Here is a 20,195-nt window from a genome sequence, read left to right on the forward strand (position 1 = left end):
TGTGATTTCACACGTATAAAAGCAAAGAATGATCGGAATCATGAGTGCCATGCAAGAAGAAATTCAAGCATTGTTGAACCATTTAGAACATACAGAACAGTACACAAAAGGAAAGCGAACGTATTATAAAGGGACTCTTTTTAGAAAAGAAGCCGTATTAGTATTTTCCCGCTGGGGAAAAGTTGCGTCGGCAACAACAGCCACTCAATTAATCAATGATTTCGATGTAAACGAACTCATCTTTACGGGAGTAGCTGGAGGTATCCATCCTGATATGAATATTGGTGATATTGTTATTGGAAAGCAACTCGTGCAACATGATATGAATGCCTCCCCTTTATATGATATTTTTGAAATCCCTTTATTACATAAAACCTTTTTTGACACGCATCCAGAAAAAAGAAAACAACTCACAACTGCATGTCAACAATTCATTGATACGTATACCGATGTGATTCCAACAAAGGAAGCAAAAAGCCTACACATCTCAGATCCTAAAGTGGTGATAGGCGACATCGCAAGTGGAGACCAATTTATAAGCAAAGCATCACAAGTGCATTTTCTAACGACCCATTTGGAATCTGTAGTATGTGCAGAAATGGAAGGAGCTGCTGTGGCACAAGTATGCTACGAATATGAAATACCATTTTCTATCATCCGTATTATATCAGATAAAGCCAATAGTGAGGCCCTTGTAGATTTCCCTCTTTTTGTATCGCAAATCGCTAGTAACTATGCATTTGAGATTTTTAAAAATTATCTGCAATAAAAGGGAGTCAAGACTGGAAAAAATCAAGACTAAAAATAATATGTCTTAAAGTGTAACGGTCTTACGTCATGGAGCGTAGCGATCTTGAATCTTTTTAATAAATTGTGGAAAACCGTAAAATACTGTGAGTTAGGATATCTATATTCATCACTTGATAGCCGTTTGTAATGAATATAAACGTTTATGGTTTCTAACACCTATTCAAAACTCACTTATATACAGTTTATTACAAATCTATCTTTGAAAATTCAGTGTATCTGTACGATATAAACTAGTTAGCAACAAGGCAAAACAAACATTATGAAAAAACACAAAGACATACTCGAATCTCAAAAAAGATTTGTTCAACGCAGAGAAGACTTTTTGGAATTAAACTATAAATTCTATGATAATCTCGTAAGACAAATTGGAGAAGAACTTGAAATTCCAAACGGAAGTTTAATTAAATATAAAGCGGGAACTAATGACAACATAAATATTATCGAAAAATGGATGGAACTAAATGATGATGAAAGTTGCTCAATGCGTGTCGGAATAGTTGCTGATAATATTAGTCATACTGTAAGTCTTTCCAATTACAAAAATGGAAACGATTTTACTTTGAGCGTTATTTGTGAAGATGAACACAAAGAATTTGAATATAACTTGAAAACAGTTCAACCCGATTCAATTGACTTTAAAGACGTAACAACCTTCATTTCAGACTCTTTAGTTGGAAGTTATGACAAATGGAAATTTTAAAGAAATTCCAGAAAAGCCAGTTGCTAAAAAAAGCTATAATTAATACGGGGTTTAGTGTTAATCAAAAGGAAAGTGTATTTTTACTAAGTCCACAAAATATTTTGATTTGTCTTTAGAACAAAAAAGATAAAACAAAATAAAAAATTTTGACTAAGTGCTAAACTTCGTATTAAATATAGCTAAAACGTTGTGCGTCATATAATAAAACCATTGGGAAAGAAAAAAATAAAAATAGATTCATTTAATCCTTATGAAAACCGTTTTCCAAATCGGAAACTGGTTACAAGAGATGCTTTGTTATTAATTAAGCAATTACGTTCTGATGGATATAAAGTAGTTGTTGAACCTGAAAATAAACAACCCCTACAATATCTTTATAAGAAAGGAATAGCTGATTTTTTTGCTGACCCTGTTAATATAACTTTAATAGGTATTCCAATTGCAATCCTAACAAACGTAATCTCTAATGAACTTCAAAAGCTATTTGATAAAGATGAGACACTCGATAAAACGAACATAAATATCAAAATTGATAACTCAACTAAAACTTATAATTATCTAGGTATTCCACAAGACAAAAACAATACAAAGCTCATTAAGAAAAAACGCAAAGATTTAAAGGAAGGATTTGATAGGTGTTTTGAAATTAAATCACCTTATGATGATTTACCTACACCGGTATTTCTACAACATAAACCAAAAATTATTGGTTGGTGTGAACTTTGGAGTGATGATGACGGATTAAAATCTAACATGAAAATAATTGATAAAGTTGTAAAGAGAAGAATTTCTCAAAATCGACTTAACGGAATAAGCGTTACAGGAATAGCAACGAAAACTGAATGCTCTATATGTAAATCTGATTTTGTCTATTGCGAGCATATTCCCGGAAAAAAATATAAAGGCGAAAAATGTCTTAACAAAATAATTGAAAGTGATTATGTTGAATCAAGTATCGTAAAAGAACCTATTAATTCTCAATGCTTGATTGATTACAAATAATTAACAAACAAGTGAATATAAAAAACGTCTGTGTTTAACCGAAAAGTTAAGGTTTCAAAATCCGCTACTATTCTCATACTAGACCGTTAGCTATAAGTTAAATGAACTATAAAGAATCAGAAATAGAAAATATTTTTCTCAAAAGACTTAAGGAAAGTCTTGAGGATAAAAGTTTGAGAATCGTTAGTCAAGATAGGTGGAAAACACCTCTTTTGATAAGGTGGTTCGATATAGTTATATATAAAGGGAATAACCCCTTAGCAGTAATTGAAATTAAAGGCACGCTTGCTAACAAAAATACTTTAGCAAGAGCTACAGACCAAGTAAGATCATCACTTTCAATAACAAATGCTCGATTTGGAATTGTTACTGATAATGAAATATTTTTAATTTATGATAGAAATGAAAAAGAAAATGATTTTGTTCAATTAAATTTCAACGAACTACTAGGGAGAATCACTAATGTCGTGAATGTTACGACAAACGAAAGAACAAAAAGGCAAATTTTATCGATTATAAAGGAATCAGCAGAAATCCACTTATCTCAAAACTTTGAAATTTCAAATTTTCTAAAAGATGAAAAAATTATAAGTAAAATAAAATTCGATCCTAACAGAAACTCATATTATTTTGAGGACAGACTTAAAAATATAAAATCATTTGAAAATCAATTTTTCAATAAAATTTTCGAAGAATTTTCAGAAACAAAAATTTGCAGATATACAACACTAGATACACTTTTTAGTATGTTAAATTTCATTTCTTTTAGAATGAATGGTTTAGTTGGAATGAATGATAAATCTGAAGTCAACTATGTTGATAATTACTTAAATGGAGTTGAAAGACCGCTTTCCAAAATGCATCATAATACAATAATTGCATTAAACAAAAGATATATCACATCTTGTTCTAAAATATCTAGAAAAGATGAACTGACATTGTGGAGATTATATGCAGACGATGGAACTGGTGTTTGTTTGGTCTTTAATATTAAAAGAGAGAATCTTAATGATAAAGTTCTTATTCAAAGAGTAAAATATGCTGACCAAAATGGAAATCATCCTGAACTAGATTTTCTAAAACATATTCGAGAAGGTGTAGAAGCTTTAACTGGATTTACGTTTGAATTCAGAAACATTGGGTTATGGAAACATTTTTTTAAACCCTTTGACTATAAAATTGAGGAAGAAGTAAGATTGTTAGTAATTGAAGATCCAAATCTTAATCCATTAAACTCGAATTGGGTTAAAACCTATACGCATTCTATAATTAATCCATTTATTGATTTTCAACTTAATAATAGTGCTTTCCCAATTCATTTATCAGAAATTATTTTAGGGCCTAAATCGCCTGAACAAGATTCTAACACAGTTCAATTACGGGAAATGGTAAGAAGAAAGAGGAGTCATATTAATTTAAATAAAATAGACTCGGATTTGAAAGGACTAAAAATAACGACATCAAAAATCAAGCATTATAGATAAAAAAACTTCGCTAGCACTCATTGCAAACAAGCTTTAACAACAACTGCTTTTAAACCCAAAAACCCATCTTACTAAATGATTACGTTTTCATTCAATCACATCGCGCTTTCGGTTAAAGATGTAGATGCATCTATAGCATTTTATCAAAAGGTATTCCAACTTGAAGAAATTAAGAATACAGCTTCAGATTCAAAAACGAGGTGGCTATCCCTTGGCGAAGGAAAACAACTTCATTTGATTCCGCGTCCAAATGCAGAAATAAAAATAAATAAGGCTGTTCATTTTGCATTAGCAACATCAGATATTGATACATTTATCACACATCTAGCAGCATTAAACATTGAATACTCTGACTGGAAAAATACCCCAAACAAAGACTATGTGCGAAACGATGGAATCAAGCAGGTGTATTTTCAAGACCCTGATGGATATTGGATTGAAGTAAATAATGACACCCTATAGATGCTATTAATTCTTCTTTCTAATCCCCAACACCTTCCCATACGAAATACATCGCCAGATCCATTCTAAAGGGCCAAACTTAAAGAAGGAAAGCCAGAATTTACTCAGTAACACTTGTCCTATAAAAACACCCATAGCGAGTCCCATAGTCTGTATAGGTGATAAGGTTTGATACCATTGTAATCCTACTGAAGAGAATATCAATAACCCGACGAAGCTTTGTAGCAAATAATTAGTCAATGCCATACGTCCTGCATATTGTAAGGGACTTAGTAACTTTTTCCAAAATGAGTATTGAAAGGCATATGCGACCAACCACACAAGGAATAATGCCATTAAGGTATCGCTTATCTGCATACCATAGATAAACAACGTTCGCCAAAAAGAATCTTTCCAGATTTCAGTTTCCCATAAAAAGAATAGGAAAATTACTCTATACACATTAGAAAGTACAGCGATCCATAATACTGGCTTTTTGATACGTTGTATCCCTCTCGGAATATCTTGTAACCATCCCTTCTTCCCTATCGTTAATCCTACAATAAACATCGTAAATGCAATAGGCATTAAAGAAACAAATAAAACGGCTAGATTGCTTTTGTATTCTTGTATGCGTAACCGCATCCCATCCAAATAGGAGCCTTCTCGAATAGTAGTCACGATCGTTTCTGGAGTGTAACTGTTTAAATAGATTTCTGGTTGGTATCCTAAGGCAGCGGTGATCCATTCAAATAATGATCCATAAAATGGAAATAAGAAGATCACCAGCGCAATAATGATAAGCTGCTTAGGTTTCAGCTGTACTAATAGTAAGGTACAGAGTCCTAAAAAGGCATAAATATGAATCACATCACCAGACCATAAAAAGAGAATATGTGCGACACCAAACAAAAATAACGCGCCCATTCGGCGGAAAAAGAAGGACATCGGTATCCCTTTTCGCTTTAAGTTTACTAATTGAATACTAATCCCTACCCCAAATAATAAAGAAAATATCGGGAAGAATTTTCCATAAAAGAAAAGCTGTTGGAATCGAACGGCTAGTATATCTAGAGATGAAGTCCATTGTTGTGAAAATGCATCTTGATTCATAAAGACACAATTCATAATTTCTATATTGACTACAAATATGCCTAGGAGCGCAAAACCTCTAAGGACATCAAGGATAACAATTCTATGAGAAATGGGTGCTATCTTTTCAGTAGACGGATGTGTCATAAATCTCTTTGAAAGTAATTCAAAAATACAATATAGAAATGGGAATCTTGATCCAAATTTTCATAAGCGTATCCTGAATGTAGCTCAATTTACACTACAACACATTTTTTTTTTAAATTTTTAACTCTTAAATATTTAAACTTCTAAACACATCAACTCTGTTGACTTCGATACAATTTTAAATCATCACGTTGTTCTGATGTAAAACCACTCAGTCTCCCAGCTTTAACTCCATTTAAAAATTAGACATTAGGTACTTTTTCTGTAAAAATGTACCGAAGCTATCTTCTCTTCAACCTATCAACGTTTAGCAAATAACTTTTAAACATTTAAACTCTTAAATTTTTACGTCCTTAAATAGTTAAACTCACAAACTCACCTTATGTATTAATACCCAAAGTTCGACTTCTTCAGAGCCACGCCAATTCTGATCTCGCTTTGTCAAACTAGAAGCTTCTTTTACACGTTTCTTAAAACAGCGTTTTAATTGAAATCTCCCTCCTTCAGAAAGTTCTTTTTCAATAGGGTGTGTTGTTTTAAAGTTTGTAATTTGAAATAAGTTTGAGAATAAAATTACAATCTGTCCTTCTGGTAATAATCGTTGTTTTGCTTCCGCGAAAAAATCAGGAAATAAATGCTCATCATAATAAATAGCAGCATCAACATCGTCTTCTTGATTGGTTTTGGGTAACCAAGGTGGATTGAAAATAATGAGTTCTGTCGGGGTATCATAATTACCAAAAAGAGAGGCGAAATCTAACGCAATTTTTCTTGACAATTTCGTGTCTGACATAAAATCAGCCAATCCAATAATAGCATTTGGATTAATATCTGTACCATGTATCTTTTGAAATCCATATTTTAGAAGTTGTAAAGAAAGTACACCGCTTCCTATACCTACATCTATAGCCGTTTTTTTAGGACCTTCATAGCGTTTTAACCAGTTGTCAAAAAGAGTAAGATGATCAAAACGTGTTGGAAAATAAGTACCATAATAGGGATGTATCTTATTACGTAATACTGGTATGGAAATTCCATTAGTATACCATTGCCACGAACTGTTGAGTCCTTGTACTTGTGGAAATGATAATACAAAATCAGGTATTTCTGGATATAATTTTTTCAGCCAACCAATAGAAGGTGCTTTCTTTAAGGCTACTTTATGATCTTCAATTTCAATGAGAATACGATTAGATAATTTATGATATGTAGATCGAAACGTACGTTGTTCTTGAAATGATGTGTTAGGTAGTTTTTTATTAAGATAATTTTTTAATGCTTTGAGTACTACTAAGCCGTTGCTATAGAAATCTGATATGACTATAGATTTTCCTGCTTCTAAGGTTTTGATAGTTTGTATAACATCGGTCTTATTATCAAATAGGATTATGTGTTTTTTACTCGTAATAGGAGTTGGTCTGTTTACTCGTATTTCTGTACTCATAATATCATCTTTATTAGGTATTGCGTGAGGGATTGCAGTGGAAATCCCGCAGCCTGATCCCGATTGTGATCGGGAGAAGTGCGAGGAATTGTATCGGAAAGCCCGACCTTTATTCTGAATATAATTCAGGATAAAGGGCACGCCCATCTATAAAAAACAGGAATACCTGTATTTTTTTGGGTACAAAAATGGAATGAACATTGGTACTAAATAAAGTCATATTCTTTTGCATTAAAACGAATTGCAACGTAATGATAGCGGCAAAACGTATCGTTAAAATCACTAATAGATACTTTTCAGAAATCAGTCATTGGTCTGTTTACTGACGTTTTATGAGTAGAAATAAAGACTTAAAAGTGAGCCTTAGCTTTTTGCAAAAGTGAAGCAAAGAGATAATTAATATCAATAAGTACATAATACACGACGGAAGGTACGCTAATAAAACTTGTAAAAAGAGAAATAGACCCGTAATTCAGGATTCATACATAATAGGAGGTAGAAAATTTAGATCTATATAAAGTAGGGTTTCGTTATTTATTTTTTTGCTTAAAGCGAAAAAAAACGATACTTGAAGATAGGAATATTTGTACCTTAACAGATCAAAATTCGTTAGGTATTTTTTTGAAAACCGACTTAGCTAGACATCAAAACAAATCAACTTCATGAAATCACGTAAATTAACATTCATAAACGCAGAAGGGAAGTCTCTATCTGCTCGATTGGATCTTCCTGCAAATCAAGATCCTCATAATTTTGCCATTTTTGCCCATTGTTTTACCTGTAGTAAAGATTTTAGTGCTGTTCGAAATGTAAGTCGTGCGCTAGCGTCTGAAGGATTTGGGGTATTACGTTTTGACTTTATGGGATTGGGAAGAAGTGAAGGTGATTTTGCTGACACTAATTTTTCTACTAATGTCACAGACCTCATCAGTGCTGCCGAGTTTCTTACCAAAGAATACAAAGCGCCTTCGCTTATAGTTGGGCATTCCTTAGGAGGTGCTGCTGCTATTTTTGCGGGTGGTCAAATAGAGAGTGTACTTGCAGTAGCTACGATAGGAGCCCCTAGTAATCCGCAGCATGTGCAAAAACAATTAGGTAGTCGACTTGAAGTTATTAGACAAGAAGGACAAGCCAATGTAACGCTTGCCGGTCGTGATTTTACCTTCAAAAAACAATTTATAGATGATCTAGAAGCGTGTTCTTGTACAGATGCAGCTCGTAAACTCAATAAAGCCTTATTGATTTTACATTCACCGCAGGATGCTACCGTATCTATTAAAAATGCAGAAGAGATTTATCATGCAGCACATCACCCAAAAAGTTTTGTGACCTTAGATGGCTCGGAGCATTTATTAATTGATAAGAAAAATGCTTCTTATGTAGGTAAAGTAATCGCTGGATGGGCTGCTCGATATATTCCGGCTGTAGAAAATGATACAATAAGTACAACCTACCAAGTAGTGGCAAGTCTAGATGATGAAGATAAATATACCACCGAACTAAAGCTCGGGAATCATTATATGAAAGCAGATGAACCGCCAAGTATTGGAGGAAATGATTATGGACCTACACCGTATGAACTATTAGCGGGATCCCTCTCAGCGTGTACCGCTATGACCATACAAATGTATGCGAGACGTAAAGGATGGAAAATAGATAATGTAGAGGTACATACGAGTTATTCTAAATCCTATCCTCAAGATTGTCAAGCATGTGAAGATGATCCCACGGCAAAGATTGATACCTTCACACGTGTTGTCAAACTAACAGCAGATTCCCTTGACGACAAACAAAAAGCACGTATTCTACAAATTGCAGATAAGTGCCCTGTTCATAAAACACTACATAATGAGACGCAAGTGATTAGTACGTTAGAATAGTAATCACGTAATCATATTATAATTTAAACGGAGATTGTTACATACAATATGTGTAACAATCTCCGTTTTTTTTTATACTGGATACGATATATTCATACGTTTCTAAAATATACCTTCAAAAGTAAATCTCAAAAAAATCCATTACATTGTAGGTGTTAACAACTAAAAATCAAGACATGGGAATCATTGCAACACTTATTATTGGTGCTTTAGCTGGCTGGCTAGGTAGTAAACTGTACAGCGGTAGCGGGCTAGGTTTTATTGGAAATATTATTGTAGGTATTATTGGAAGTTTTGTCGGTTCGTGGCTTCTAGGAAAGCTGGGCGTAAGCCTAGGTTCTGGTTGGATTGGAGCCATACTCACTGGCGCTATAGGAGCGATTGTAATTCTATTCTTATTTAATCTGATTTTTAAGAAGAAATAATTGTATAAATACACAAACAAATAAAGCCCTTATCAATTATTGATAAGGGCTTTTTAATGATATGCTATATCTTATAAAGGAATATAGCATCTGCTTAATTCAACTAAGAATTATTTTTTATAAGAGATTTAATGTTACTCCTAGTTTTACGTTGGCACCTCTTGATGTAAATCCGAAAACATCTTGATAATCTTCGTTTAATACATTATCTACACTTAGTAAAAATCGCCATTTTTCATTTTTTAAAGTATGTCCAAAGGCAAGATTTACAAGACTAAAGCTTTCTAGTGTAACTTCTGTTGCTGGAAATTCTCTAAAGTCATTAGCCAATCTATCATCTGTATATTGATACGCTACAGAAGCAAATGTTCTTGGAGAAAAGTCGTATCCAACTGAGAAGTTAGCTTTGCTTTCTGGAATCAACACTGCATTATTTTCATTATCGATATACGTATAGTTCGCAGTTAATGATAAATTTTTAACAGGCGTAGCATTTACTTCTACTTCAATACCGCTCGTATTGACAACTTCTTCACTATTAAAATACCCAGCTTCAAAGTCAAATTGAATCACATCTGTTTCTTCTCTGTCAAAATATAAAGCACTAGCTCTAAAATTCTTTCCTAATTTCACTTCAACTCCTCCTTCTATCGTCAAGTTTTCTTCTGGATCTAATTCTGGATTTGGTCCGAAATTTCCAAATAATTGGTTTAATGATGGCGTAATAAAAGATGTACTATACGATCCAAATGGCTTTACATAGCTTCCTTCTCCAAATTTATAGGTATATGAAGGGTTAATATTATACGTGAAATTTGAACCATACTCACTATGATTATTCAGACGAGCTCCTGCATTAATATTTAAACCAAAATCAGATACATACACCACATTGGCATAGGGATCTACGATATTAAAATCTGGATTTTCATCAACAGTATTTCCTTCAAAAGTAGCTTGATTATCAATGACGTTCAAACCAACAATCGTATAGAAAGAATTATTAATCGTGTACTTATTATACACATCCAATATCAAATTCTCACCTTCTGCAAAGAATGGAAAATCAGAGATAAACGCTCTGTCAAATGTACTATACGATGCGTTTAAATGTACGCTCCCTTTATTGTACTTATATGTAGAAGAGATCCCTACTCTATACTGATCACTATTAAATTCGTTTCCAGGAGCATCAAAAAAGGCACCTCCATCAAAATCAGAATTAATATCTGTTATATTTCCAAAGATGTTTACAGAAAAAGCATCTGTAAACTGGTATCCAAGATTCAAATCAAAACTCTTTTTAGAAAATGCATCTCGCTCTGCTTCTCCTTCTTCTATTAAAGCAGCCGAAAGTCCGTCGGTAAATTGCTGATTATATCCAGCCTTATACGTAAACTTATCTAGCGTTCCGTTTACATTGACACTATTATTAAAATCTGATAATCTGTAGTCTTGATCATCTTGTGATTGGTTGGTCCCCACACTAGAATTGATCACAACATTTACAGCCTCATCACCAGCATCTTTAGTAGTAATATTAATCACAGCAGCGGCAGCTCCACTTCCATACAGTGTACTTGCAGCTCCTTTAATTACCTCTATCTTCTCAATATTTCCTAAAGATAAAAGACGTAAATCGTACTCACCGTTAATTTGAGATGGATCAGAAACCTGTACCCCATCTATAATCACTAGTACCTGACGGTTTCTACCTCCTCGTACAAAAACACCTAGGTTTTGACCTGCGTTACTTCTACTTCCATTTACTTCAATACCAGATTTTGTATTGATTAATTCAGCAACAGAACGTCCTTGATTTTTTTCAATTTCTTCTTTAGAAATGGTAATAACTGTTTTTCCAGAGTTTTCACGCTTTAATGCAAAACGAGAATCTGTTAATACCACTTCTTCTAATGTTTCAACAGTAGGTTGTTGGTTTTCTTGTGCATACGTACACACAGAAAAAAGCATTCCTAATGCTACAAACGCATTTGTTTTTTTGTTCATTTTTTTAAATTAAAATCGAGAATAGTATAATCACTATTATACGTAAACTTTTATCCCGAAAGTTTGACTTACTTTGCTGAATATGGCAGGTCTCCTGACTTATCTTATGTGATTTTACCTTCCCAGCAAATGCCAGTGGTCTTGTAGTAAATCACATCCTAAACGGTGCTAAACTTTAGTAGCAAAGAATTACAGTTGCGGGAACAGTTCTGGATTTAATAATAATAATTGCACCAGATTCCCTTTTAATCGATAACATCATAAACAGACGCTATCAAACCAAAATTCGGCGCGAAGATACTATCATTTTTACAATCAATACATATTTTCTTTACTATTAATTCAAAAAAACATAATCTTTGTATTCAAAAATTTCGAAAAATATAATCTATGATCTATTATATTACAGGTGGTGAACGTTCAGGAAAGAGTAGCTATGCACAAGCATTAGCAACTTCTTTATCTGATACTCCAATTTATATTGCAACCTCTCGCAATTGGGGTGGTGATCATACCGAACGTATTGATCGACATAAAGCAGATAGAGACGAGCGATGGACATCTATAGAGGAAGAAAAAAATATTTCTACCGTCGTTGCTACCAATGATGTGGTGGTGATAGATTGTGTGACGTTGTGGCTTACCAACTATTTTGTTGATACCAAAAACGATATTCAGCAATGTTTAGCTTTCGCGAAAGCGGAATTTGACAAACTAGCAAACATAGACGCCACAATTATTATCATTTCTAATGAAATAGGAATGGGTGTACACGCGCAAACAGAAGTGGGAAGAAAGTTTACAGAACTACAAGGTTGGGTGAATCAACACATTGCAAAACGAGCAGATAAAGCGACATTTATGGTCTCAGGAATTCCTATGACCCTTAAATAAATCCTACAAAAACAACATGATTATAACCACAAAAAACAGCGAACTAGAAGCTAGGCTTCAGCATAAAATAGATCTAAAAACAAAACCTATTGGTGCTTTAGGAATGCTAGAAAAAATTGCTTTCCAGATCGGCTGTATACAACAAACCGAAACCCCCGTTATTACACAACCAACCATTGTTGTTTTTGCTGGAGATCACGGCATTGCTGCCAAGGGAGAAGTAAATCCATTTCCGCAAGAAGTAACCTCGCAAATGGTGTACAATTTTGTACAAGGAGGCGCTGCTATCAATGTATTGAGTACAACCAATGATGTACATCTCAAAGTAGTAGATGCTGGTGTAAATCATACATTTGATAAAGACATAGCTATCACACATGCAAAAGTAGCTATGGGCACCAAAAACTATCAGCATGTTCCAGCAATGACGCTAGAAGAACTCAAAACCGCTTTCCAACATGCTGAAACCATTGTAACTGATTTACATAAAGAAGGAGTAAATACGATTGGATTTGGTGAAATGGGTATTGGAAATACCTCATCAGCATCCTTATTAATGAGCTATTTCACACAAACGCCTATTGCTTCATGTGTAGGGTCTGGCACTGGTCTCGACCAAAATGGAATTTCTAAAAAACAACGTATTCTAACAGAGGTGTATCAAAAATATGATATTCAAAACCCTAAAGAAGCACTTGCGACTTTTGGAGGATTTGAAATCGCCATGATTACTGCTGCTATTTTAAAAGCTGCCGAATTAAAAATGACGATCGCCATTGATGGGTTTATTGTAACTGCCGCTTTATTGGCAGCGCATGCAATGCAACCAAATGTGTTAGATTACTGCCTATTTGCACATACTTCAAACGAGCAAGGTCATATAAAGATGTTAGATTTCTTAAACGTGCAACCTATACTATCACTAGGATTGCGATTAGGAGAAGGAACTGGCGCTGCATTAGCAATCCCTATATTAAGAGCATCGGTTAATTTCTTAAAAGATATGGCTAGCTTTGAAAGCGCTGGCGTAAGCAGTGAAACAGCAAATTAAATGAAGAAAGAAATTCATATTTTTTTTACAGCCTTAATGTTCTTTACACGTATTCCGTGTCCTAAGTGGGTAGACCACAATCCTACCTATCTTAAAAAAAGTGCTCGGTATGTTTCATTAGTCGGTATTTTGGTGGGTAGTATTGCTGCCTTAGTTTTTTACGGCACTTCCTGTATATTGCCTTTAGAAATTGCATTGTTACTCAGTATGGCAAGTTCTATCTATACCACAGGCGCATTTCACGAGGATGGGTTTGCAGATGTATGTGATGGCCTTGGTGGTGGATGGACTAAAGAGAAGATTCTTCTTATTATGAAAGATTCTACATTGGGAACTTATGGTGTTATTGGCATCGGACTCTTATTGGCAATGAAGTTTGCTGCATTACGAGAAGTTCCTGTACACTATATTCCGTTAGCTATTATTTCTGGGCATAGTCTAAGTCGATTTATCGCTACTACCCTACTCTATACGCATCCATATGTGAGAGAGACAGAAGATAGCAAAGCAAAACCTGCTGCAAAAAATATTGGTATTGGTATTGTGATCGTGAGTGGTCTTATAGGGATGATTCCTTTGTTATTTTTTAAATCTCCTTTCGTGCTCTTGGTCATCATTCCTATGTATTTATCTAAAATGTATCTAGGTGCCAAATTCACGAAATGGCTCGGCGGTCAAACTGGTGATTGTGCGGGTGCTGTACAACAACTTTCTGAAGTCATTTTTTATATAAGCCTCATTGCATTATGGACATATATCTAGTACGTCATACCACTCCCAACATCGCAAAAGGTATTTGTTATGGGCAAAGTGATATAGCTCTTGCAGATAGTTATCCTGAAGAGTTCAAGATAATTTTAGATACCATTCCTAAAGGAGCGTATCATATTATTTCTAGTCCTTTACAACGTTGTTCCGCTTTCGCGAAATGGTATGCTGAGCTCGTCGAAGTAGCGTATACATCCCCTATTACTTATGACGATAGGCTCTTAGAATTAAATTTTGGAGATTGGGAACTCATGCCTTGGAATGATATACCGCAGAAAGATATAACTCCGTGGATGAATGACTTTGTAAACGTACGCGTTCCTAATGGAGAATCGTATATTGATTTAACGACACGAGTATATTCTTTTTTTGAGGAATTAATCCAATCAGCACAAACAAAGCCTATAATTATTGTGACGCATGCAGGTCCGATACGTTCATTGCTTGCTAAATTTCTAGAAGTTCCTTTGGAGAAATCATTCGGTATTAAAATTGCATATGGCGATGTGATTCATCTAAAAAAAGAAGACAACGCTATCAAAGTAATTACTGAGATTCCTGTTTTATAGTAGTTATTTTAATTGTAGTTCTGCAAAATTATAGTTGCTCGAAGTAGCTTTTCCAACCATTTGAATATCCAATCGGTTTTTAAAGAAAGGAGCATTTACGACAAGTGTATGATATTCGCCATTCTCCCCACAAGCATCTACACCCATTGTTTCTAATTCTTCTAGAAGAGTTACATCTATAGTTCGCCCTAAAAAATCAGGTCCTAATGTTTGATTACAAGAAACAATCATGGCTTCTATTCTGTCTTTAATCATTGCAAGGACTAATTCTTTTCTATCACCTTGCCATAAGGGTAAGATGGCTTCTATACTAGCAGTTTCAGATACTTTTTCTTCCCAAGCACGGTGTGAGGCTATATCTATATCTCCAAAAACAGCATGAGATACTTCATATGTTTTTACAAGATCTTTTAAGTGTTTGATGTAATTCACTTCATAATCTGCCCACGTACTATTAAAAAAATGAATAGGAATTCCAATAGCTTCAGCTTGCGCTATGAGGATTTCTTTAGGAATTCCGTGAGAGCGCGATCTGTCTCCATATTCATTCATCACATTAAGAAGTACCGTTGGTTGATATGTAGATTGCATTGCTTTGTAAAAAGCATAACAACTATCCTTACCACCACTCCAAGAACATAAAAACTTCATTGATAATTTTTTAATAATCAAAAATACCCTTCTATAGATGGGGATACAAAAAAAATAACGAATTTTGGTTTCTTAAATTTTTATCTATGCGATTTCTAGTCCTCTGTATATCTCTTTTGTTTGTTTCTATCTCCTGTAAAAAGACACAAAAAAATAATGCTATATCATCGCAAGAAGCTACCCAAGAGAAAAGAGTTGAACACATAGACTATGCAAAAGGGTTTTCTATCACACATTATACAAACTATACAGAAATAAAAGTAACTGCTGCTTGGCCAAATAGTAAAGAAACATTTACCTATATCTTAACCAAAGATAAAAGCGCTTATGAGCAAAAAGATGAAAATACTGTTATTGTAGAGCTTCCTATTAAAAAAATGGTCGCCATGTCTACCACAAATATTCCTTCTTTAGAGTATTTGGGTGTTGATGACTTTTTAGTAGGCTTTCCTAATCCTGATTATATATCTTCAAAAAAAACAAGGGCTCGAATCGATAAGGGAGAGATTAAAAACCTCAACAGTAGCATTGATATTAATATGGAACTCCTTTTAGAATTAGCTCCTGAACTAGTGATTGGTTTTTCGGTAAATGGCAATAATGAGACCTTAGATAAAATCGCTCAATTTGGGATTCCAGTTGTTTTAGATGGTGCATGGACAGAACAACATCCATTAGGTCGTGCGGAATGGATAAAATTTATTGCTGCTTTTTTTGATAAAGAAACAGAAGCGCATCAGATTTTTAAGCAAGTAGAGAAAGATTATTTAGATGCAAAGCAGATCGCTTCACATGTTACAGAAAAGCCTGTTGTATTTTCTGGTTCTCCCTTTAAAGATATATGGAATATTCCTGGTGGGAAGAGTTTTGTGGCAAAATATTTAGAAGATGCCAATACCGATTATGTTTGGAAAGACACACCAAATACAGGAAGTTTACAATTAAACTTTGAAAGTGTGTTAGTAAAAGCACAACACGCTCCCTTGTGGATAGGCGCAGGTAGTTTCAAAAGCAAAGCACAAATGCTTGCAAATAGTAAGAATTATGAACTCTTCGATGCTTATAAAAACAGCAACACCTTTACCTACACAAATAAAATAGGTAAAAATGGAGGTTTGTTATACTTTGAGTTAGGCCCTTTACGACCTGATATTATCCTCAAAGATATTATTGCTATTGCCCATCCTGACCTCCTACCAGAATACAGTCCTTTCTTTTTCAAGAGATTAGAATAAGTTCACTGTAAAAATCAATATATACATACTCATTTATTTCTTCATTTTCTTACGGAAACCCGTAATGGTGTATTGTATCATTTATGCATCTTTCAACTCTAAAGATTAAGAGTTAGTTAATTTTTTACGATCATGAAAATAAGTGCTTGCCTAGGGGAAGGGTGGGCGCTTTTTTCATACTACATCTCCAGTATCATAATCCTACTCTTTTGACGTTATATTGGGACACTAACCTATCAACACCTATATGTATAAACAGTTTTACGTTTCCCTAGCCTTACTTTCTTGCATATATCTAACAAATGCTCAAAACAGAACACTCCCTGATTTTCCAACACCTCAGAATGATTTTTACAGATCATTAGAAGAAGAGAAAGTAACCAATCCGTTGTTTTTAGAAGGCAATGTACGTGAAGTGAATCGCACATTCACACAGCATATATCTCCAGATAGTGACCAGACGTATACAGAGAATTATTATTACCTAATAAATACCGATAGAAAAATCACAAAATATACCACAGATAATGTCTTTGATGATATTACTGTAGAAAATCTAAATAGCGAACTACTTCCTATTATAGTAAATGATACAATTATCAAAGAAGATGATTTCTATACGTATATCTACAAAAAAGGAAAGCTCACCAATTATATGGCCTATGATATTGAAGGCGGGATGATGGATAGTATTGTATACAATTATAAAAATAACCAATTACACACGCGTACACATTACCGCTCTGAAGGAGCTATTGCATTTAATGAGGAAGATGAAATTGATGAATCTGTTATTTATTTTTCAGAGTTTACAATTTACGGATATGGAGAGGCTACCTATACGAAAACTGGACAATTGCAGACTTTATTACAACATGAATTTACTGTAGAAAGCGATCTTATAGATACCTATAAAAGTACTTATACTTATGATCCGAAAGGTCGTTTTAATAGTGTGAGTATAGTATCAGATCGTTATTTTTTAACGTACAAACAGCTTGATAAACATCCTAAAAAGTGGAAATTACAAGAAAATGAGACTGTGGAAGGCATGTACTTAGAAACTAATATAACAGTTACCTATGATAATCAAAACCGAATAGAAACCTATTCAAAAGTTGATTCTCAGAAAAACAATATTATATATGAAATATCCTATGATACTGATCGTAGTAAAAAAATAAAGGTAGCGAGAGATGATTATCACTTTCAGAAGGAGGCAATTATACATAGGGATCTTCTCTTTGAGTATACCTATGATTCTCAACATAATCCTACATATATTGCATCGTATATTCTATTAAATGACAAAAAAATAATAGATAAGTCTACAAAGTTAGCTATCGTCTATTACTAGTGCATTACCACTTATACTTTCGCTTTAAAATAGCGATCTCTACTAATAAAAAACCCGCAAGTACAATGGCACCATATACAAATGGACTTGTAGCCTCAATAGAAGTTTTAAAACTGAATAGTTCCCAAGTAGGTATTTGAAATGAAGGTATCTTATTCGTTACTTCTTGTAGGGTTTCAGAAACAGAAGTAAGTCCTACGTTCTGTATACTTACAAACCCTATTAAAAGTACAAAAATAATAGCGAGCAGACCCCAAACACGTTTTGAAATCAAGGGTTGATATACAATCGTAGTTTGTGAAGCTTTTGCTACTTTAATTTTATGCATAAGTGTTTCTGTAAAATCATACGATGGTGATTGTACAGCTACTTTTTGTATCGCTTTAGACACAACTTGATCTACTAATTTTTCTTCATTTTCTTTCATAACGCGCTACTAATTCTTTAGGTAATTGTGTTGCCATAATCGTATATAATTTCTTTCTACTACGAAAGAGCTTCACTTTTACATTATTTTTTGTTATTCCCGTGACCATAGCTATTTCCTCCAGCGTTTGCTCCTCAAGATAATACAACGTCACTAAAAAAGCATCTTCTTCTCGTAATTGTTGAATACATCGTTCTAGTTCTCCTCTTAATTCCTTGGCTTCAATGGCTTCAAGAATGCTTGCTGTTTTTTCTTCGGTAATCTCTTCTTGTATCTCTGCAGCATAATGTGTGGGTTGTTTCCGCTTTCGCGAAAGCGTATCCAGACACTTATGATACGTAATACTATATAACCATGTACTAAATTTAGACGTTCCCTTATAACTCTCCAATTTCTGAAATGCCTTCAAGAATACATCTTGCGAAACTTCTTCTGCATCTTCAGTGGTTTTTAGCATACGCAAACTAAGTGTATATACCATATGTTTATACCTATCTATAAGCGTGGCAAAGGCATTTACCTCGCCTGCCAACGTTTTGGTGATATAGATATGGTCATCTTGATGGGTCATTATACATACGTAAGACTATTTAAAGTATCATATGGTTACAGGATTTGTTAGAAAAGTTACTAAAAAGAACATACATGGGTGATCTACTGTTACCGAAATGCTTCTCATCTTCCATAAAACAGTAAGATTACATCATATCGTACTATCTTAAAATTCTATAAACTATTATAAATCAACTATATTTATAAGAGCATACGCTATATTTCATCAACGTACTCCTATTATAATATTCTTGTAATGACTAACTAAAATAAAAGCTCACATGGATAATTTAGACACTTATAATAATCTAAACGATAAGAGAAGTACTTTTTGCACATCGCATAACAGTTATCATTATACCATTGATACGATTGAACAATTTGATGAATGGTATAATAGTGAACTCTATCTAAACACAGAAGAAAAAAGATTTATCTATAGAGGAATGAGTTCTGCAACATATAAACTATACAACTCTGCGCAAAGGTTTTGGATACTCAACTCACTTACAAAATGGAAGGGTAAAGAAAATATTGAATATCTTAAAATGTTTAAGTTTATGCTGAATAGGGCAAAGAAAGATTTTCTATTCAAAAAAGTTTTTGAATTCTATAGGTTGAAAAATTGGGAAATTGATTTTCCATTAATGAGCATTCTTCAACATTATGGTGCTCCAACACCGCTTTTAGACTGGACCTATAATTTTGATGTTGGCTTATACTTTGCTACTGAAAAAATAAATTATCATGGAACTTCTAATTCTATTAAAGATTACTTTTCAATTTATAAAATCGATAAAGAGCTAAATCCAAATTATAATTTTATTAATTTAAAAGGAATACCAAGAAATGAAACTCCAAAAGTAGATGATTACTATAGGTATATTGATCAAGAGAATCTGATTTACTTTTTATCAGATTTTGAGGATAAAACAATTACCAAGAAAAATATCATAAGTCAGTTTACCTCGATTTATAATCAAAATATAATTCCTCAGGAAGGATTACTTATTTTCAATCCATTCCCAAATACCCCATTCGAAGATTATTTTAGAAATAGCCAACCTGACAACAAACCTATTTATTGCATTAATATTCATAAGCATATGGCAGAATACATTAGGAGACGATTAAAAAAGAAAAAGATTACGAAAGCATTTATCTACCCAAGTATAGCAGATAATGCGAAGAATGCATTAAACACCTATTTGGATGATATTACAAAACTCCAGTAAAACGATATTAAATGATTTGAA

Annotated in this window: 20 protein-coding genes and 1 riboswitch; of the genes, 14 read left to right on the forward strand and 6 right to left on the reverse strand. The window is 33.6% G+C overall.

Annotation, left to right across the window (positions count from 1 at the left end):
* Positions 1 to 28: 28 nt before the first annotated feature.
* From Q1A01_RS07790 to Q1A01_RS07810, 5 genes are all read left to right on the forward strand, one after another.
* Positions 29 to 769 (forward strand): 5'-methylthioadenosine/adenosylhomocysteine nucleosidase, encoded by a 741-nt coding sequence (locus Q1A01_RS07790; protein WP_299678483.1) that lies wholly within the window; start codon positions 29 to 31, stop codon positions 767 to 769.
* A 300-nt stretch (positions 770 to 1,069) separates the two neighbouring features.
* The gene (locus tag Q1A01_RS07795; RefSeq protein WP_299678486.1) at positions 1,070 to 1,510 is read left to right on the forward strand and encodes a hypothetical protein; all 441 of its coding nucleotides are present in this window, start codon (positions 1,070 to 1,072) and stop codon (positions 1,508 to 1,510) included.
* 210 nt (positions 1,511 to 1,720) lie between these two features.
* A complete protein-coding gene (locus tag Q1A01_RS07800; RefSeq protein WP_299678489.1) occupies positions 1,721 to 2,512 on the forward strand; it encodes a hypothetical protein in 792 nt (263 codons plus the stop codon).
* 101 nt (positions 2,513 to 2,613) lie between these two features.
* Entirely contained in the window at positions 2,614 to 3,996 is a 1,383-nt protein-coding gene (locus Q1A01_RS07805) for a DUF2971 domain-containing protein (protein WP_299678492.1), read from the forward strand.
* 75 nt (positions 3,997 to 4,071) lie between these two features.
* Positions 4,072 to 4,458, forward strand: coding sequence for a VOC family protein (locus Q1A01_RS07810; RefSeq protein WP_299678495.1), 387 nt, complete (start codon positions 4,072 to 4,074; stop codon positions 4,456 to 4,458).
* Positions 4,459 to 4,464: 6 nt separating this feature from the next.
* On the opposite strand, the gene Q1A01_RS07815 is transcribed toward Q1A01_RS07810, so the two are convergent.
* Positions 4,465 to 5,676 carry a DUF418 domain-containing protein gene (locus tag Q1A01_RS07815; RefSeq protein ID WP_299678498.1) on the reverse strand — a complete coding sequence of 404 codons (1,212 nt, stop codon included), beginning with the start codon at positions 5,674 to 5,676 and terminating at the stop codon, positions 4,465 to 4,467.
* 367 nt (positions 5,677 to 6,043) lie between these two features.
* A complete protein-coding gene (locus tag Q1A01_RS07820; RefSeq protein ID WP_299678501.1) occupies positions 6,044 to 7,120 on the reverse strand; it encodes a methyltransferase in 1,077 nt (358 codons plus the stop codon).
* Positions 7,121 to 7,782: 662 nt separating this feature from the next.
* Between Q1A01_RS07820 and Q1A01_RS07825 the strand changes: the two genes are divergently transcribed.
* Together Q1A01_RS07825 and Q1A01_RS07830 are read left to right on the forward strand one after the other, a co-directional pair.
* On the forward strand, positions 7,783 to 9,000 hold the full coding sequence (locus Q1A01_RS07825; RefSeq protein WP_299678504.1) for a bifunctional alpha/beta hydrolase/OsmC family protein: 1,218 nt from the start codon (positions 7,783 to 7,785) through the stop codon (positions 8,998 to 9,000).
* A gap of 176 nt (positions 9,001 to 9,176) precedes the next feature.
* A complete protein-coding gene (locus tag Q1A01_RS07830) occupies positions 9,177 to 9,425 on the forward strand; it encodes a GlsB/YeaQ/YmgE family stress response membrane protein (RefSeq protein ID WP_299678507.1) in 249 nt (82 codons plus the stop codon).
* A 117-nt stretch (positions 9,426 to 9,542) separates the two neighbouring features.
* Here the strand turns inward: Q1A01_RS07830 and Q1A01_RS07835 are convergent, their stop codons facing one another.
* Complete coding sequence (locus Q1A01_RS07835; protein ID WP_299678510.1) at positions 9,543 to 11,435, reverse strand: TonB-dependent receptor plug domain-containing protein; 1,893 nt, start codon at positions 11,433 to 11,435, stop codon at positions 9,543 to 9,545.
* A gap of 66 nt (positions 11,436 to 11,501) precedes the next feature.
* Positions 11,502 to 11,734, reverse strand: a riboswitch (cobalamin riboswitch).
* A 91-nt stretch (positions 11,735 to 11,825) separates the two neighbouring features.
* On the opposite strand from Q1A01_RS07835, the gene Q1A01_RS07840 reads away from it, so the two are divergent.
* Genes Q1A01_RS07840 through cobC form a run of 4 tightly spaced genes read left to right on the forward strand, consistent with a single transcriptional unit; the run spans position 11,826 to position 14,717 of the window.
* Positions 11,826 to 12,329 (forward strand): bifunctional adenosylcobinamide kinase/adenosylcobinamide-phosphate guanylyltransferase, encoded by a 504-nt coding sequence (locus Q1A01_RS07840; protein WP_299678513.1) that lies wholly within the window; start codon positions 11,826 to 11,828, stop codon positions 12,327 to 12,329.
* A 16-nt stretch (positions 12,330 to 12,345) separates the two neighbouring features.
* A complete protein-coding gene (cobT, locus tag Q1A01_RS07845) occupies positions 12,346 to 13,380 on the forward strand; it encodes a nicotinate-nucleotide--dimethylbenzimidazole phosphoribosyltransferase (RefSeq protein WP_299678516.1) in 1,035 nt (344 codons plus the stop codon).
* A complete protein-coding gene (locus tag Q1A01_RS07850) occupies positions 13,381 to 14,142 on the forward strand; it encodes an adenosylcobinamide-GDP ribazoletransferase (protein WP_299678518.1) in 762 nt (253 codons plus the stop codon).
* Positions 14,127 to 14,717, forward strand: a complete 591-nt coding sequence (gene cobC / locus Q1A01_RS07855; RefSeq protein ID WP_299678521.1) for an alpha-ribazole phosphatase — start codon at positions 14,127 to 14,129, stop codon at positions 14,715 to 14,717. Before Q1A01_RS07850 ends, cobC begins: the two co-directional genes overlap by 16 nt.
* Positions 14,718 to 14,720: 3 nt before the next feature.
* Here cobC and Q1A01_RS07860 read toward each other — a convergent pair whose 3' ends face one another.
* The gene (locus Q1A01_RS07860) at positions 14,721 to 15,368 is read right to left on the reverse strand and encodes a diphthine--ammonia ligase (protein ID WP_299678524.1); all 648 of its coding nucleotides are present in this window, start codon (positions 15,366 to 15,368) and stop codon (positions 14,721 to 14,723) included.
* Positions 15,369 to 15,454: 86 nt separating this feature from the next.
* Here Q1A01_RS07860 and Q1A01_RS07865 point away from each other — a divergent pair, with 86 nt between their 5' ends.
* Both Q1A01_RS07865 and Q1A01_RS07870 read left to right on the forward strand, forming a co-directional pair.
* Entirely contained in the window at positions 15,455 to 16,603 is a 1,149-nt protein-coding gene (locus tag Q1A01_RS07865) for an ABC transporter substrate-binding protein (protein ID WP_299678527.1), read from the forward strand.
* Positions 16,604 to 16,850: 247 nt separating this feature from the next.
* Positions 16,851 to 17,960 carry a hypothetical protein gene (locus Q1A01_RS07870; protein ID WP_299678530.1) on the forward strand — a complete coding sequence of 370 codons (1,110 nt, stop codon included), beginning with the start codon at positions 16,851 to 16,853 and terminating at the stop codon, positions 17,958 to 17,960.
* A gap of 4 nt (positions 17,961 to 17,964) precedes the next feature.
* Here the strand turns inward: Q1A01_RS07870 and Q1A01_RS07875 are convergent, their stop codons facing one another.
* Together Q1A01_RS07875 and Q1A01_RS07880 are read right to left on the reverse strand one after the other, a co-directional pair.
* Positions 17,965 to 18,387, reverse strand: coding sequence for a hypothetical protein (locus tag Q1A01_RS07875; RefSeq protein WP_299678533.1), 423 nt, complete (start codon positions 18,385 to 18,387; stop codon positions 17,965 to 17,967).
* A complete protein-coding gene (locus Q1A01_RS07880) occupies positions 18,374 to 18,958 on the reverse strand; it encodes a sigma-70 family RNA polymerase sigma factor (protein WP_299678535.1) in 585 nt (194 codons plus the stop codon). The genes Q1A01_RS07875 and Q1A01_RS07880 overlap by 14 nt, the downstream gene beginning before the upstream one ends.
* Positions 18,959 to 19,220: 262 nt before the next feature.
* Between Q1A01_RS07880 and Q1A01_RS07885 the strand changes: the two genes are divergently transcribed.
* Positions 19,221 to 20,174 (forward strand): FRG domain-containing protein, encoded by a 954-nt coding sequence (locus Q1A01_RS07885; protein WP_299678536.1) that lies wholly within the window; start codon positions 19,221 to 19,223, stop codon positions 20,172 to 20,174.
* The last annotated feature ends 21 nt before the right edge of the window (positions 20,175 to 20,195 follow it).

This window comes from uncultured Dokdonia sp. (genome assembly GCF_947492815.1).
Taxonomy (GTDB): Bacteria; Bacteroidota; Bacteroidia; order Flavobacteriales; family Flavobacteriaceae; genus Dokdonia.